The organism is Mesorhizobium neociceri (assembly GCF_013520985.1).
In the GTDB taxonomy this organism is placed as follows: Bacteria; Pseudomonadota; Alphaproteobacteria; order Rhizobiales; family Rhizobiaceae; genus Mesorhizobium; species Mesorhizobium neociceri.
In genome coordinates this window covers 74928-88777 of the sequence record NZ_JACDTY010000006.1, presented here as the reverse complement: position 1 = coordinate 88777, position 13850 = coordinate 74928, and the positions used below count along the sequence as shown (strand labels likewise).

The window sequence follows — 13850 nt, the reverse complement described above, 5'->3', positions numbered from 1 at the left end:
GTCTTCCGGTCCGTTGCAGACCTCCAGGCTACCCACCGCCGAGCACAACCGGGCATGAAAACCATTCGTTTGGCGTGCAGACCCGACGCCATCGTCGCAGCCCGAACAAGAGGGCTCCAAACGCTGGAGTCGGCCCACTAAGCCTGCGTCATCGGATACTGTTCCTTCAACGCCTTCAGCACCTGGTCGCCGGGCATCGGTGCGCCGAACATGAAGCTCTGGACATATTCGCAGCCCATCTGCCGCAGTTCCAGCGCATCGCTTTCATCCGAAATGCCCTCGGCCACCACCGACAGGCCGAGCTCATGCGCCATGTTGACCATGGATTTGAGCAGCACCGCGCGCTTCGGCGTCGCGTCGTCGACAAAACTCTTGTCGATCTTGATGGTGTCGAAGGGGAAGCGCGTCAGATAGGCGAGCGAGGAATAGCCGGTGCCGAAATCGTCGAGCGACAGGCCGATGCCGAGCTGTTTCAGCTTCGTCAGCACATGCGAGGTCTGCTCGGGATTGTCCATCACCAGCGATTCGGTGAGTTCGAGCCGGAAGCAGCGCGGCTTCAGATTGGCGCGCGCGATGACCGAGCGGACATCGCTGACCAGATCGCGGCGGATCAGCTGGCGGCTGGACAGATTGACTGACACCGACAGCGGCGTGTCGCCGATCTGTTTTTGCCAGCCGGCGAGATCCTCGGCCGCCTGCTGCATGGCAAACAGGCCGAGCTGCACGATCAGGCCACAGCTTTCGGCGACCGGAATGAAATCGCCCGGCGGGATCATGCCACGGCGCGGATGGTCCCAGCGCAGCAGCGCCTCGAAGCCGGCAATGCTGCCATCCTCCAGCCGCACGATCGGCTGGTAGGCAAGGGTGAATTCACGCCGCTCGATGGCGCGGCGCAGATCGGATTCGAACTGCAGCCGGTCGGTGCCGACGGTGCGGAAGGCCGGCCGGAACGGCTCGATCCTGTCGCCACCGAAGCGCTTGGCCTGGTGCATCGCAAGCTCGGCGTCCTTGACCATGTCTTCGGCCGACGTCTGCGCCGAGGTCCAGGTGATCAGGCCGATCGAGGCGGTCAGCACGATCTCGCGCTTGGCGAAGGTGATCGGGTTGTTGATCGCGTGCTTGATAGCGTCGGCCACTGCGGCGATGCGCGACGGGTCCTGTTCTGAAAGCAGCATCAGCGCGAACTGGTCGCCGGCAAAGCGCGACAGCGAATCCTTCGGCTTCAACAGCCGGTGCAGGCGGCGCGCAATGGTGAGCAGAATGGTGTCGCCGGCCGAGATGCCAAGCCCGTCATTGACCTGCTTGAACCGGTCGATGTCGATGACGAAGACGGTCGGGCGCACCTTCTCTTCGGTGCGCGCGATCGAGATGATGGCTTCCAGCCGGTTCATCAGAAGTTCGCGGTTGGGCAGGCCGGTCAGATTGTCGTGAACGGCATCGTGCAGCAGCCTTTCCTCGGACTTTTTCTGCTCGGTGACGTCGACCATGGTGCCGACGCAGCGAATCACTTCGCCATCCGAGCCGATCACCGGCCGCGCCCGAAGCAAGAACCAGTGGTAGTGCCCGTCAGCGCCGCGCAGGCGGAAATTCTGCGAGACCCTGCCGCGCCGGTGTTCGAGCACCACGTCGAGCGTGGTACGGAAGGTATCGCGGTCGTCGGCATGCAGCACCGGCAGCCAGTTGCGGGCCGCACCCCCAAGACTGTTGGGCGCAAGGCCAAGCTGGATGCTGACGTCCGGCTTGGTGACGACGCGGTCGCGCAGCACGTCCCAGTCCCACACCGTGTCGCCGGAGCCGGCCACGGCCAGCGCCTGGCGCTCGAGGTCGGAGAACAGGCCCTGGTGCAGCGCGCCGCCGGCAAAGGCATGCTGCATGACGGTGAAGCCGATCAGAAGAATGATCAGGATCAGCCCGCCGCCCAGTGCAGGCTGGGCGATGTCGTTGTCGAGCATGCCGGTGATCGCCATCCACGAGCCGCATAGCCAGAGCAGCACCATCACCCAACTGGGCACCAGCATGATCGCACGGTCATAACCACGAATACCGAGCAGGATGATGAGGCCGAGCCCGGTCAGCGCGGTGGCGGCAAAGGACAGTCGGGCGATGCCTGAGGCGACGGCCGGATCGACGATCGCCACACCCGCAATCAGCACCAGGCCGAGGATCCAGACCAACGCGCCATAGCTGAAATGGCCGTGCCATCGGTTGAGGTTGAGATAGGCGAACAGGAACACCACGAAGGTCGCCGCAAGCGCCACCTCCGTTCCCGCCCGCCACATCTGCTCATTGCCGGGCGATATCTCTATGATCTTGTTTAAAAAGCCGAAATCAACGCAGATATAGGCGAGCACGGCCCAGGCGAGTGCCGCTGTCGCCGGGAACATCGAGGTGCCCTTGACGACGAACAGGATGGTCAGGAACAGCGCCAGCAGGCCGGCAATGCCGATGACGATGCCTCGGAACAGCGTGTAGGAATTGACCGAGTCTTTGTAGGCTTCCGGCTCCCAGAGATAGACCTGCGGCAGCTTGGGCGAGGCGAGTTCGGCGATGAAGGTGATCACCGTTCCCGGGTTCAGCGTCACCCGGAACACGTCGGCGTCGGGGCTCGACTGGCGGTCGAGCGCGAAGCCCTCGCTGGGGGTGATCGCGGCGATGCGGGTGGCGCCGAGATCGGGCCAGAAGATGCCGGAATTCACCAGCCGGAAATGCGGCGCCACGATCAACCGGTCGAGCTGCTGGTCGGTGGTGTTGGCCAGCGCAAACACCGCCCAGTCACCGCTCGAGCGCGCGTCATTGGCCTCGACCTCGATGCGCCGCACGATGCCGTCGGGGCCGGGCGCGGTCGACACCTGGAAGTTTTCGCCCTGGTTGCGGTAGATTTCGACGGCGCGCGACAGGTCGAGCGCGACATCGTCACGGGCAATCTTGATCGGCTCGACGGCGAAGGCCGGGAGCGCCGCGCAGAGCGTGACGACAGCCGCCAGAACGAAGGCCAACAGCGACCCGTTTCGCAGGAAATTCGTCAAAAATCAGTCCTTCGTTCCACCGCCCGGCGGATCGTCCGCGATCCGGGCGTAGAGGTAGTGGTCCTGCCAGATGCCGTTGATCCTGAGGTAGGATCGCAAAAGTCCTTCGCGCCGGAATCCGGCTTTTTCAAGCACGCGGATCGACCGGGCATTGTCGGGAATACAGGCAGCTTCGATCCGGTGCAACCTCAGCGTATCAAAGGCGAAGCGGCAGACCACCTTGACCGCGTCGGTCATCAGGCCGCGGCCGCCGAAACGCTCGCCGATCCAGTAGCCGACATGGCCGCTTTGGGAGACGCCGTGGCGGATGTTGCCCAGCGTAATGCCACCGGCGAGCTTGCCGCTGGCCTTCTCGAAGATGAAGAAGGCGATCGCGGTTCCCTGTGCATAGTCTTCGCGGTAGCGGCCGATGCGCAGCCGCCAGGCGGTGCGGTCGAGTTCGTCGGGCGTCCAGCGCGGCTCCCACGGTTCGAGGAAGCCGCGGCTTTCACCGCGCAGCGCCGACCATTCGCGATAGTCGTTGGTGTAGGGCACGCGCAGCGTGACCCGGTCGCCCTTCAGTGCCGGCAGGTCACGGCGAAAGAAAGGGAGCGCGAACACGGGGCGCCTTTAGGGGGACTTAGACGGCGAGCTTGCGGGCCGTGGTGTGCGTGCCCGCAAGTGAATCGAGGATCGCCTCATAGGGCGCGAGCGTACCCACGGGGCCGACGGCGGTCAGCGTCGGCTTGGTCGAAAACAGCCGTGACGACAGGTCGGTCAGCCGCTCGATCGTCAGCGCCGACAGCCGTTCCATCAACTCCTCCTTGGCGATCGGCCGGCCGAACAGAAGCAGCTGCCTGGCGATCTGCGAGGCGCGGCTGGCCGGGCTTTCCGCCGACATGATCAGTCCGGCGCGATATTGCGCACGCGCCCGGTCGAGTTCTTCCTGCAGGATGCTCTCGCCGGCCTTCTGCAACTCGTCGATGATGACGGGCACCAGTTCGGCGATATCGCTCTGCCCGGTCGCGGCATGAACGCCGAAAATGCCGGTGTCGGAAAAACCCCAGTGGAAGGCATAGACGGAATAACACAGGCCGCGCTTTTCGCGCACTTCCTGGAACAGCCGGGACGACATGCCGCCGCCGAGGATCATCGACAGCACCTGCGAGGCATAGAAGTCGCGCACATGATAGGCGCGGCCTTCGAAGCCAAGCACGATCTGCGCGTCCATCAGGTCGCGATCCTCGCGGAAATCGCCGCCGACATACTGCGCATATTGCGGCATCGTGCTGTCGGCCTTGCTGCGGAAGCCGCCGAGCTGCTTTTCCACCTCGCGCACGAAATTGTCGTGCTTGATGTCGCCGGCCGCCACAACCACCATGCGCTCGGCGCCATATTGGCGTTCGATGAAATTGTGCAGCTGCTTGGAGGTGAAGGATTTGACGGTTTCCGGCGTGCCGAGGATCGAGCGGCCGATCGTCTGGTGGCGGAAGGCGGTTTCGGTGAAACGGTCGAAGACGATGTCGTCGGGCGTGTCGTGCGCGGCGCCGATCTCCTGCAGGATCACATGCTGCTCGCGCTCCAGCTCCTGCGGGTCGAATTCCGACTCCTGCAGGATGTCGGCAAGAATATCGACCGCCAGCGGCACGTCGTCGGACAACACCCTGGCATAGTAGGATGTCGTCTCGACGCTGGTGGCGGCGTTGATCTCGCCGCCGACGTCCTCGATTTCCGAGGCGATTTCGAAGGCGCTGCGCCTTTTCGTACCCTTGAAGGCCATATGCTCGAGCAAATGGGCCATTCCGTGCTCTTCGTCACGCTCATTGCGAGCGCCCGACTTGACCCAGGCACCAAGGGCAACGGATTCGAGGCTTGGAAGGGTTTCGGTGGCGACTGTCAGGCCGTTCGACAGACGGCTTACCTCAACACCCATATGGCAAGTACTCCCTAACGCGCTGCCCTTGAGTGGCGGCTCACGTAATCTTCCACCATTTTCAGGTCGGATGGAAGTACCGTGTATTTTTCGTCGACTGACATCAAGGACCCCAGCCATGCGGGCAGGGCCGGCGACACGCCGCAAGCGGCTTCGACGGCGGCCGGGAACTTGGCCGGATGGGCGGTGCCCAGCACCACCATCGGCACCGCGCCGTCAGCCTTGCCGGCGGCGACATGCACGGCGGCCGCCGTGTGCGGGTCGAGCAGATAGTTGCTTGATTCCAGCGTCGAACGGATGGTGGCGGCGACTTCATCCATGTCAGAGCGGCCGGCGTCGAATTCTGCCCGCATCCTGGCCATTTCAGCCGTTTCGATGGTGAAGGCGCCTGACTGCTTGAGCCCGGCCATGTAGCGTCGCACCGTCTCGGCATTGCGGTCCGAGGCCTCGAACAGCAGCCGTTCGAAGTTCGACGACACCTGGATGTCCATCGATGGCGACGTCGTCGCAAACACACCCTTGGTGCGGTATTCGCCGGTGGCGAAGGTGCGCGCCAAAATGTCGTTGTCGTTGGTGGCGACGATCAGCCGCTCGATCGGCAGGCCCATTTTTTTGGCGGCGTAACCCGCGAAAATGTCGCCGAAATTGCCCGTCGGCACGGTGAAGGACACCGGCCTGTCCGGCGCGCCGAGCGACAGCGCCGAGGAAAAATAATAGACGATCTGGGCCATGATGCGGGCCCAGTTGATCGAATTGACGCCCGACAGCGAGACGCCATCGCGAAAGGCGTGGTCGTTGAACATATCCTTCAGCAGGCCCTGGCAATCGTCGAAATTGCCTTCGATGGCCAGCGCCTGGACGTTGGCGGCGGTCGATGTCGTCATCTGCCGCTGCTGCACCGGCGAGACGCGGCCATGCGGGAACAGCACGAAGATATCGGTGCGGTCGCGGCCGGCAAAGGCATCGATGGCCGCACCGCCAGTGTCGCCCGATGTGGCGCCGACGATCGTGGCGCGCTGGCCGCGCTCGGTCAGCACATGGTCCATCAGCCGGGCAAGCAGCTGCATGGCGACGTCCTTGAAGGCCAGCGTCGGACCGTGGAAGAGCTCGAGGATGAACGTGTTCGGGCCGGTCTGCACCAGCGGGCAGACGGCTTGGTGGCGGAAGGTGGCATAGGCTTCGCGCACCAGGCGTTCGAAGACGGGCGCGGCGATCTCGCCGCCGAGGAACGGCGTCAGCACGCGGATGGCGAGGTCGGGATAGGGCAGGCCCCGCATGGCGCGGATCTCGGTTGCCGAAAACTGCGGCCACTCGCGCGGCACATAGAGCCCGCCGTCGCGTGCCAGTCCGGCCAGCACCGCGTCGGAAAATCCCAGCGCGGGCGCTTCCCCGCGAGTACTCACATATTGCATGTCACAGACCCGTTGCCGCTTGGCGTTTCCGTTCACCACAGAGTGGTTAATTTCTGCGCTGGCTCAGTCGCATTTTTGCCGCGCCGTTGCTATACGTCACCAGCTTTGCGAGAGGGAAGTGCAGTTTCATGGCGTTTTACAAGTTCGACCGTCGCTTTGTCGCGGGTCTGGCGCTCACCGGCTTTATGCTTGCCGCCGCCGGCTGCCAATCGAGCGACAATGGCATCCTCAACCTCGGAATAGGCAAGAAAACCGACCCGAACGCGCCAATACCGCCGCAGGACCCCAAGGTGCTCGCCAGCCAGTTGCAGGCCTATTGCCCGAAAGTGACGGTGCGCGACGGCACCGCCTATTTCAACACCTACGCCAAGGGCGCGCCGCAACCGAAAAAGAAAAAGGCTGACGCCGCGCAGGATGGCGAGGTCGCTGCCGCCGCGCAGACGGCGCCTGACGGCTCCATCGTCGACCCGAACAAGGATCCCACCAAGATCATCTACCAGGCCTCGATCAGCGATGTCAGCCGCGATTGCAGCCGTGCAAACGGCCAGTTGACGATGAAGGTTGGCGTTGCCGGCAAGATCGTGCCGGGACCGATGTTCGCCCCCGGCACCATCACCATGCCGATCCGCGTCGCCGTCATGCATGGCGCCGACGTGCTTTATTCGCAGATCCACCCCTATCAGATCCAGGTCAGCGATCCCTCGACCGCCACCCAGTTCGTCTTCACCGATTCCAATGTCGTCGTGCCCGAGCCCTCCGCCAGGGACTATCAGGTCTATGCCGGCTATGACGACACCGCGCCGGCGGCGGCGGACAAGAAGTCGGGCAAGAAAAAGAAGCGCGCTCCGGCGACGAACTAGGCGTCGCCTGGACGCCGTCGCTGCTGCGACTGTTAACTCTTTGAAAGATCAAGACGATCTGGCCATGGCCCTGCAGGAATGCGCCTGCAGGCAGGTGGCGTTTGCGCCTTAAATCCTGATCTATTCCACCAGCGCACTTGACTCATTCATATCCCGGCGGTTATACGTCAATCAATAGCTCGCAGGTTATTGATCCCGATGCCAGACGCCCACGACACTCTGTTCAGAACGCTTGCCGACCCGACCCGGCGGGCCATCTTCGAGCGCTTGTGCCGCCAGGGCGAGCAGACGGTGGGGGCGCTGACGGCACAGTCCGGCGTCTCGCAGCCGGCGGTGTCGAAGCATCTCGGCGTGCTGAAGCAAGCCGGCCTGGTGCTCGACCGCCACGCCGGACGCCAGACCCATTACAGCGCGCAGCCCGCGGCACTTGGTCCGCTGACCGACTGGACAGTTCAGATGACTGGGTTTTGGGAGAGCCGCTTCGATGATCTCGAGAACCTGCTGAAAAGGATGGATCAGTGAGCAATCCCGAGCTGCGCACCGTCGTCGTCGAACGTGACATATCCTGGCCGGCGGAGAAGATCTGGCGCGCGCTGACGCAGCCGCATCTGATGGAGGAATGGCTCATGAAGAACGATTTCAAGCCTGTCATCGGCCACAGCTTCAATCTTCGCGGCGACTGGGGCGGCGTGCTCGACTGCGAGGTCCTCGCCATCGAGCAAAACAGAACGCTGTCCTACAGCTGGGATTTTGCCCATGAGGATGCCGCCTTCAATCTGAAGAGCGTGGTGACGTTCACGCTCACGCCCACCAGCACGGGAACCCATCTGCGCGTCGAGCAGTCGGGCTTCCATCCGAGCCAGAAGCAGGCCTATGGCGGCGCCCGGGTCGGCTGGCAGCAATTCCTCACCAGGCTGGAGCAGCTTCTGGCGAAGCCTGATTGAGAGCCTGTCGGCACAATTCGACGCCATGCCCTGATCGCGGGGCCACCGACCACGAAGGAGAAATCAATGAAGATCAAGCTGACCAGCGTCTATGTGGACAACCAGGACAACGCACTGCGTTTTTACACCGACGTGCTGGGCTTTGCCGTGAAGGCCGACTTCAGTAATGGGCCTTTTCGCTGGCTGACCGTAACCTCACCCGACGAGCCCGACGGCACCGAATTGCAGCTCGCGCTCAACGACAACCCGGCGGCCAAGGCGTACCAGCAGGCCATCTTCAAGCAGGGCCAGCCAGCGCTCATGCTGTTTACCGACGACGTCAAGAGCGACTATGAGCGTATCAAGGGGCGCGGTGGTTCGTTCGCCATGGCGCCGACCGAAGTGACCGGCTCGACCATCGCACAGCTCAACGACAGCTGCGGCAATCTCATCCAGATCACCCAGCTGGCACGCTGGTAAGCGCTCAAGAGGAGGTGGCAATGAACTGGAGCAAATGGATACGCCAAACCCACCGTTGGCTGTCGATCATCTTTTCGGCGACCGTCATCGCCAATTTCGCCACTATGGCATTCGGTGAGCCTCCGGCATGGGTGGTCTATTCGCCGCTGCTGCCGCTCTTCCTGCTGCTGTTCAGCGGCCTCTACATGTTCGTGCTGCCCTATGTAGCCCGGCCGCGCGGCGAGCAGCGCGCGCAAGGGTAGGGACGATGGCCAAGGCGCCCGGGCAATCGAAGGCGGCCAAGCCGGTGACAGACAAGCCGACCCTGCTTTCAGGCGGCAACCCGCAGATCGCCAAGGGCTATGGAGATGGCCCGGTGCAGGCCTATATCGCGGCCATGCCGGACTGGAAGAGCGATGTTGGGCGCCTTCTCGACGCGCTCATCACCGACACCGTCCCCGGTGTCTACAAGGCCGTCAAATGGAACTCGCCGCTCTATGGCATCGAAGGCGAGGGCTGGTTCCTCAGCCTTCATTGCTTCACCAACTACGTCAAGGTCGCCTTCTTCCGCGGCGCCTCGCTGGATCCCGTCCCTCCCGGTGGTTCCAGGCAAAAGGACGTGCGCTATCTCGACATTCATGAAGGCGAGGAGATCGACGAAGCCCGCTTTATCGCCTGGGTGAAGCAGGCCAGTAAACTGCCCGGCGAGAAGATGTGAACGGAGGCAGACCATGAAGACCAGCGGTGCGAACAAGTCAGAGGCAGGACCCTCTCCCTCCGAGCGGATAGATGCCCGAATCCGGGAGCTGGATGACTGGCGAGGGAAAATGCTGGCCAGCCTGCGCAAGACCATCCTCGACGCCGATCCGGAAATCGTTGAGGAGTGGAAGTGGATGGGCAGCCCGGTGTGGTCGCTCGACGGCATGATCGCGGTCGGCAACGCCCACAAGGACAAGGTGAAGCTGACCTTTTCGCACGGCGCCAGCCTGCCGGACCCCGACAAGCTGTTCAACAACGGCTTTGGCGGCAAGGTGTGGCGCGCCATCGATGTTTCCGAGGGCGAGGAGATCGATGCGGACGCGCTGAAGGCGCTCGTCCGCGCCGCCATCGCCTATAACCAGGCGAAGAAGAAACCGACTCGCGCCAAGCCGGCCAAAGCCAAGGAGTAAGGTCAGGCGTCCGACCACTCCGACAAAGCGGCAATCACGCTTTTCAGTTCGGCCCAGCGGCGGATGACCGTTTCGGCGCCGGCCTCGGTCAATGCATCGGCATGGCCGGGATAACTGTGCGCGGCGCCGGTGAAGCCGATCACGCGCATGCCGGCAGCCCTGGCGCCGGCGACGCCATGCACCGAATCTTCGATGACGAAGGTGTTTGCCGGGTTGGCGTTGAGTTTCTCCGCCGCGAACAGGAACACGTCCGGGGCCGGCTTGGTCTTCTTGCTTGGGATCTCCAGCGCCGAAAAAATCCGGCCGGCGAAGAACGGCAGCAGGCCAACCTTTTCCAGCATGAATTCGATCCGCTCGGAGCGTGAATTGGAGCAGACGCAGCGCGGCGCCGTCACCGCGGCCACCGCCTCGCGCGCACCATCGATGGCGCGCACATCGCTGCGCAATTTGCGGTCGACCAGCTCTTCGGCGCGGTCGATCATCGAGGCCTGGAACGGGATCGCGGATTTTTCCTCGACCCGCATCATGATGTCCTTGAAGGTCAGCCCGGCATAGCTTTCCGCGATCTCCTCAGCCGATATTTCGAAGCCGGCGAGCGTCAGCAATTCGGCTTCGACGCGCGCGGCGATGATTTCGGAATCGACGAGCACGCCGTCGCAATCGAAGATGACAAGATCTGGCTGGGGCATGGCAATCCGGAACTGGGTGAGGGCGGGGCAAGCCTGACAGGGGCTCAGGCGGCGCGGCATACACCAACAGGCCGGGCTTCGCAAATGAACCGGGCCGGACCTGGCGACTCGATTGCGACCTTCACGGAATATTTACGCTGATCGGTAACCATAACGGGGAGTAAACAGTAACGCGTGCTTTGGGTGTAAACATGTCTGCCGTGCGTCTTCTCGACGACCTCTCCCACGCCCCCCAGCAATCCGAATGGCTGGACACGATCCTCAAGGGCGATTGCGTTGCCGCACTCGACCGGCTGCCGGAAAAATCCATCGACATCATCTTCGCCGATCCGCCCTACAATCTGCAGCTCGACGGCGACCTGCACCGGCCCGACCAGTCCAAGGTCGATGCCGTCGACGATGACTGGGACCAGTTCGAGAGCTTCGAGGCCTATGACGCCTTCACCCGCGCCTGGCTCTTGGCGGCGCGCCGCGTGCTGAAGCCCAATGGCACCATCTGGGTCATCGGCTCCTACCACAACATTTTCCGGGTCGGCGCCAAGATGCAGGATCTCGGCTTCTGGATCCTCAACGATGTCGTCTGGCGCAAGACCAATCCGATGCCGAATTTCCGCGGCCGTCGTTTCCAGAATGCGCATGAGACGATGATCTGGGCCTCGCGCGATCAGAAGGGCAAGGGCTACACCTTCAACTACGAAGCGATGAAGGCCTCCAACGACGACATCCAGATGCGCTCCGACTGGCTGTTTCCGATCTGCACCGGCGGCGAGCGGCTGAAGAACGACAATGGCGACAAGCTGCATCCGACGCAGAAGCCGGAAGCTCTGCTCGCCCGCATCATGATGGCCTCGACCAAGCCGGGCGACATCGTGCTCGACCCGTTCTTCGGTTCCGGCACCACCGGCGCCGTCGCCAAGCGCCTCGGCCGCCATTTCGTCGGCATTGAGCGCGAGCAGGCCTATATCGACGCCGCCAATGAGCGCATCGACGCCGTGCGGCCGCTGGAAAGCGCCGATCTCACCGTGCTCACCGGCAAGCGTGCTGAGCCGCGCGTCGCCTTTGTCAGCCTTCTCGACACCGGGTTGATGCAGCCCGGCGCCACGCTTTACGACGCCAAGAAACGCTGGTCAGCCAAGGTGCGCGCCGACGGCACGGTGGCGATCGGCGACAGCGCCGGTTCGATCCACAAGATCGGCGCCGAAGTGCAGGGGCTGGACGCCTGCAACGGCTGGACCTTCTGGCACTATGAGCGCAGCGGCGGCCTGACCCCGATCGACGAACTGCGCCGCATCGCCAGGCTTGGCATGGAGCGGGCAGGGGCCTGAGTCCAGGGTGTGAAAGTCGGCGCTCTACGGCGCCCCCCTCTGCCCTGCCGGGCATCTCCCCCTCAAGGGGGGAGATCAGCTGTCATCATTGCTTTCGCCAATTTTTGACGTTGCAAGGTGAGAGCGGCTGCAGAGGCTGCTGATCTCCCCCCTTGAGGGGGAGATGGCCGGCAGGCCAGAGGGGGGGCGCCGTAGAGCGCTACCTCCCGCCCTCTGCGCGGTTCACACCGCGATGCCATATCGCTCAAGATCCGCCCGCAGCGTTTTTGCGTCGGTGAACAGCACTGCGTGCCAGCCGGCGGCCTTGGCGCCGTCGACATTCTTGGGGCTGTCGTCGATGAACAATGTGGCCGATGGTTCGAGCCCGAACGCGGCGACGTGGTGATCGTAGATGGCGCGGTCCGGTTTGATCTGGCGGATGTCGGCCGACACCGTCACGCCGCGCGGTCGGCTGAGGAAGTCGAAGCGCTGCCGCGCCTCGGCAAGCGTGTCGGCGGCGAAGTTGGTCAGCATCGTCACGTCGTGGCCGCTCTCGATCAGGCCTAGCATGATGGCGACGCTGTCCTCATAGGCATGCGGCACCATCTCGTGCCAGTGGCGGCGGAAATTGCGAATGTTTTCAGCGTGATCGGGATACTCGGCAATCAGCAGTGCTTCCGCCTCTTCCCACGTCCGGCCACGGTCCTGCTCGATGTTCCAGTCATGCGTGCAGACGTTGTCGAAGAACCACTTGCGCTCCTGCGCATCGGGAATGAGGCGGCTGAACGGAATGTTCGGATCGTAGTGGATCAGCACGCGGCCGATGTCGAACACGATGTGGCGGATTTCAGTCATTTTTATCCCTTCAATGCGGACGCTGCTTGCTGCATGTCGCCCAAAAGTGTGCAGCGGTTTTGGGAGGACGACATGCATAAAACAATGAATCCAAAGCGCGTCATTTAGGACGCGCTTTGGTCGCGCCCGGTATCGCCGCTTCGATTACCTTTTTCATGACGGTTGGCAGCGCTTCCCCGGAAATGTCATGGGCCAGCGACCAGAAATGCCCTTCCGGCGCATCACTTTTCACCTGCGCATGAAAGACGTCGAGTTCGAGCGCGAAATGGGTGAAGACATGCGCGATCTGGCCGGTGCGCCGCCAGTCGGCAGGAAAGGGCGCCGCGTCCGCAGTCGTCGCGCCGTCGATCCGTGCAGTCCAGCCGGTGGTCGGCACTTCGGTCATGCCACCGAGCAGGCCTTTGTCGGGTCGCTTGCGCAACAGGAGGGCGCCATCGGCGCGCTCGGCCACAAAGGCAGCGCCGCGCCGCAATGGCTTGTCGGCCCTGGGCAAGCGGACCGGAAAACGCTCGGGGTCGCCCGAGAGAATGGCGCTGCAATCCTCGCGCACCGGGCACAGCATGCAGCGCGGCCGCTTTGGCGTGCAGATCGTGGCGCCTAAATCCATCATCGCCTGGGCAAGGTCGCCCGGCCTTGTCCGCGGAACCAGTCTTTCGACCAGCGCGCGAATTTCAGGCTTGGCCTCGCTGAGCGGCGTTGCGATCGAATAGAGCCGCGTGATGACACGTTCGACATTGCCGTCGACGACCGCCGCCGGGCGGTCGAAGGCGATTGCCGCGATCGCCGCCGCCGTATAGGCGCCGATGCCCGGCAATTCCCTCAATCCCCCTTCATTGTCGGGAAAGCGCCCGCCTTGGCTCGCAACGAGATCGGCGCAGGCCTTGAGGTTTCGCGCCCGCGAATAGTAGCCGAGCCCGGCCCAGGCTTTCATCACATCCTCGGTCGGCGCCGCAGCCAGCGCCTTCACATCGGGCCATTTCCCGACGAAAGCGCGAAAATAGGATTTTACCGCTTCGACCGTGGTCTGCTGCAGCATCACTTCCGACAGCCAGATGCGGTAGGGATCCGGCCGTGCGCCGCCGGCAGCCGCGCGCGGCGTGATCCGCCACGGCAACTCGCGGTGGTGCGCGTCGTACCAGGCAAGCAGGCGGGAAGCGCTGTCTTCGGATGCGGCCTTGCGGGTCTGTTCGTGCAGTGCCATTGATCGCGGGCTGGCTCTAGGCTGGTGTGGAGCGTGGCTG

Annotated in this window: 15 protein-coding genes; 8 read left to right on the top strand and 7 right to left on the bottom strand. The window is 63.4% G+C overall.

Annotated elements, in window-relative coordinates:
• Positions 1-137 precede the first annotated feature (137 nt).
• From H0241_RS14280 to thrC, 4 genes are read right to left on the bottom strand one after another with little or no spacing between them, the layout of a single operon-like run.
• Entirely contained in the window at positions 138-3026 is a 2889-nt protein-coding gene (locus H0241_RS14280; protein WP_181058309.1) for an EAL domain-containing protein, read from the bottom strand.
• A 3-nt stretch (positions 3027-3029) separates the two neighbouring features.
• On the bottom strand, positions 3030-3626 hold the full coding sequence (locus tag H0241_RS14275; protein WP_181058308.1) for a GNAT family N-acetyltransferase: 597 nt from the start codon (positions 3624-3626) through the stop codon (positions 3030-3032).
• 19 nt (positions 3627-3645) lie between these two features.
• On the bottom strand, positions 3646-4938 hold the full coding sequence (locus H0241_RS14270) for a M16 family metallopeptidase (RefSeq protein ID WP_181058307.1): 1293 nt from the start codon (positions 4936-4938) through the stop codon (positions 3646-3648).
• Between the two features lie 14 nt (positions 4939-4952).
• A complete protein-coding gene (thrC, locus tag H0241_RS14265; RefSeq protein WP_181058306.1) occupies positions 4953-6350 on the bottom strand; it encodes a threonine synthase in 1398 nt (465 codons plus the stop codon).
• 128 nt (positions 6351-6478) lie between these two features.
• On the opposite strand from thrC, the gene H0241_RS14260 reads away from it, so the two are divergent.
• The 7 genes from H0241_RS14260 to H0241_RS14230 all read left to right on the top strand — a co-directional run bounded on the left by H0241_RS14260 (position 6479) and on the right by H0241_RS14230 (position 9761).
• Positions 6479-7210, top strand: a complete 732-nt coding sequence (locus H0241_RS14260) for a hypothetical protein (RefSeq protein WP_181058305.1) — start codon at positions 6479-6481, stop codon at positions 7208-7210.
• A 198-nt stretch (positions 7211-7408) separates the two neighbouring features.
• Complete coding sequence (locus tag H0241_RS14255; RefSeq protein WP_181058304.1) at positions 7409-7732, top strand: ArsR/SmtB family transcription factor; 324 nt, start codon at positions 7409-7411, stop codon at positions 7730-7732.
• Positions 7729-8154 carry an SRPBCC family protein gene (locus tag H0241_RS14250; protein WP_181058303.1) on the top strand — a complete coding sequence of 142 codons (426 nt, stop codon included), beginning with the start codon at positions 7729-7731 and terminating at the stop codon, positions 8152-8154. Before H0241_RS14255 ends, H0241_RS14250 begins: the two co-directional genes overlap by 4 nt.
• Before the next feature lie 66 nt (positions 8155-8220).
• A complete protein-coding gene (locus H0241_RS14245; RefSeq protein WP_181058302.1) occupies positions 8221-8613 on the top strand; it encodes a VOC family protein in 393 nt (130 codons plus the stop codon).
• A gap of 20 nt (positions 8614-8633) precedes the next feature.
• Complete coding sequence (locus H0241_RS14240; RefSeq protein WP_181058301.1) at positions 8634-8855, top strand: hypothetical protein; 222 nt, start codon at positions 8634-8636, stop codon at positions 8853-8855.
• A gap of 5 nt (positions 8856-8860) precedes the next feature.
• Positions 8861-9310 (top strand): DUF1801 domain-containing protein, encoded by a 450-nt coding sequence (locus H0241_RS14235; RefSeq protein WP_181058300.1) that lies wholly within the window; start codon positions 8861-8863, stop codon positions 9308-9310.
• Positions 9311-9323: 13 nt separating this feature from the next.
• Entirely contained in the window at positions 9324-9761 is a 438-nt protein-coding gene (locus tag H0241_RS14230) for a DUF1801 domain-containing protein (protein ID WP_181058299.1), read from the top strand.
• 2 nt (positions 9762-9763) lie between these two features.
• Here the strand turns inward: H0241_RS14230 and H0241_RS14225 are convergent, their stop codons facing one another.
• Complete coding sequence (locus H0241_RS14225; RefSeq protein WP_181058298.1) at positions 9764-10450, bottom strand: HAD family hydrolase; 687 nt, start codon at positions 10448-10450, stop codon at positions 9764-9766.
• Between the two features lie 191 nt (positions 10451-10641).
• Between H0241_RS14225 and H0241_RS14220 the strand changes: the two genes are divergently transcribed.
• Positions 10642-11775: a site-specific DNA-methyltransferase gene (locus H0241_RS14220; RefSeq protein ID WP_181058297.1), complete on the top strand. Its 1134-nt coding sequence runs from the start codon at positions 10642-10644 to the stop codon at positions 11773-11775.
• A gap of 222 nt (positions 11776-11997) precedes the next feature.
• Here the strand turns inward: H0241_RS14220 and H0241_RS14215 are convergent, their stop codons facing one another.
• Together H0241_RS14215 and mutY are read right to left on the bottom strand one after the other, a co-directional pair.
• Positions 11998-12609 carry an HAD family hydrolase gene (locus H0241_RS14215; RefSeq protein WP_181058296.1) on the bottom strand — a complete coding sequence of 204 codons (612 nt, stop codon included), beginning with the start codon at positions 12607-12609 and terminating at the stop codon, positions 11998-12000.
• Between the two features lie 100 nt (positions 12610-12709).
• On the bottom strand, positions 12710-13810 hold the full coding sequence (gene mutY / locus H0241_RS14210) for an A/G-specific adenine glycosylase (RefSeq protein WP_181058295.1): 1101 nt from the start codon (positions 13808-13810) through the stop codon (positions 12710-12712).
• Between the last annotated feature and the right edge of the window lie 40 nt (positions 13811-13850).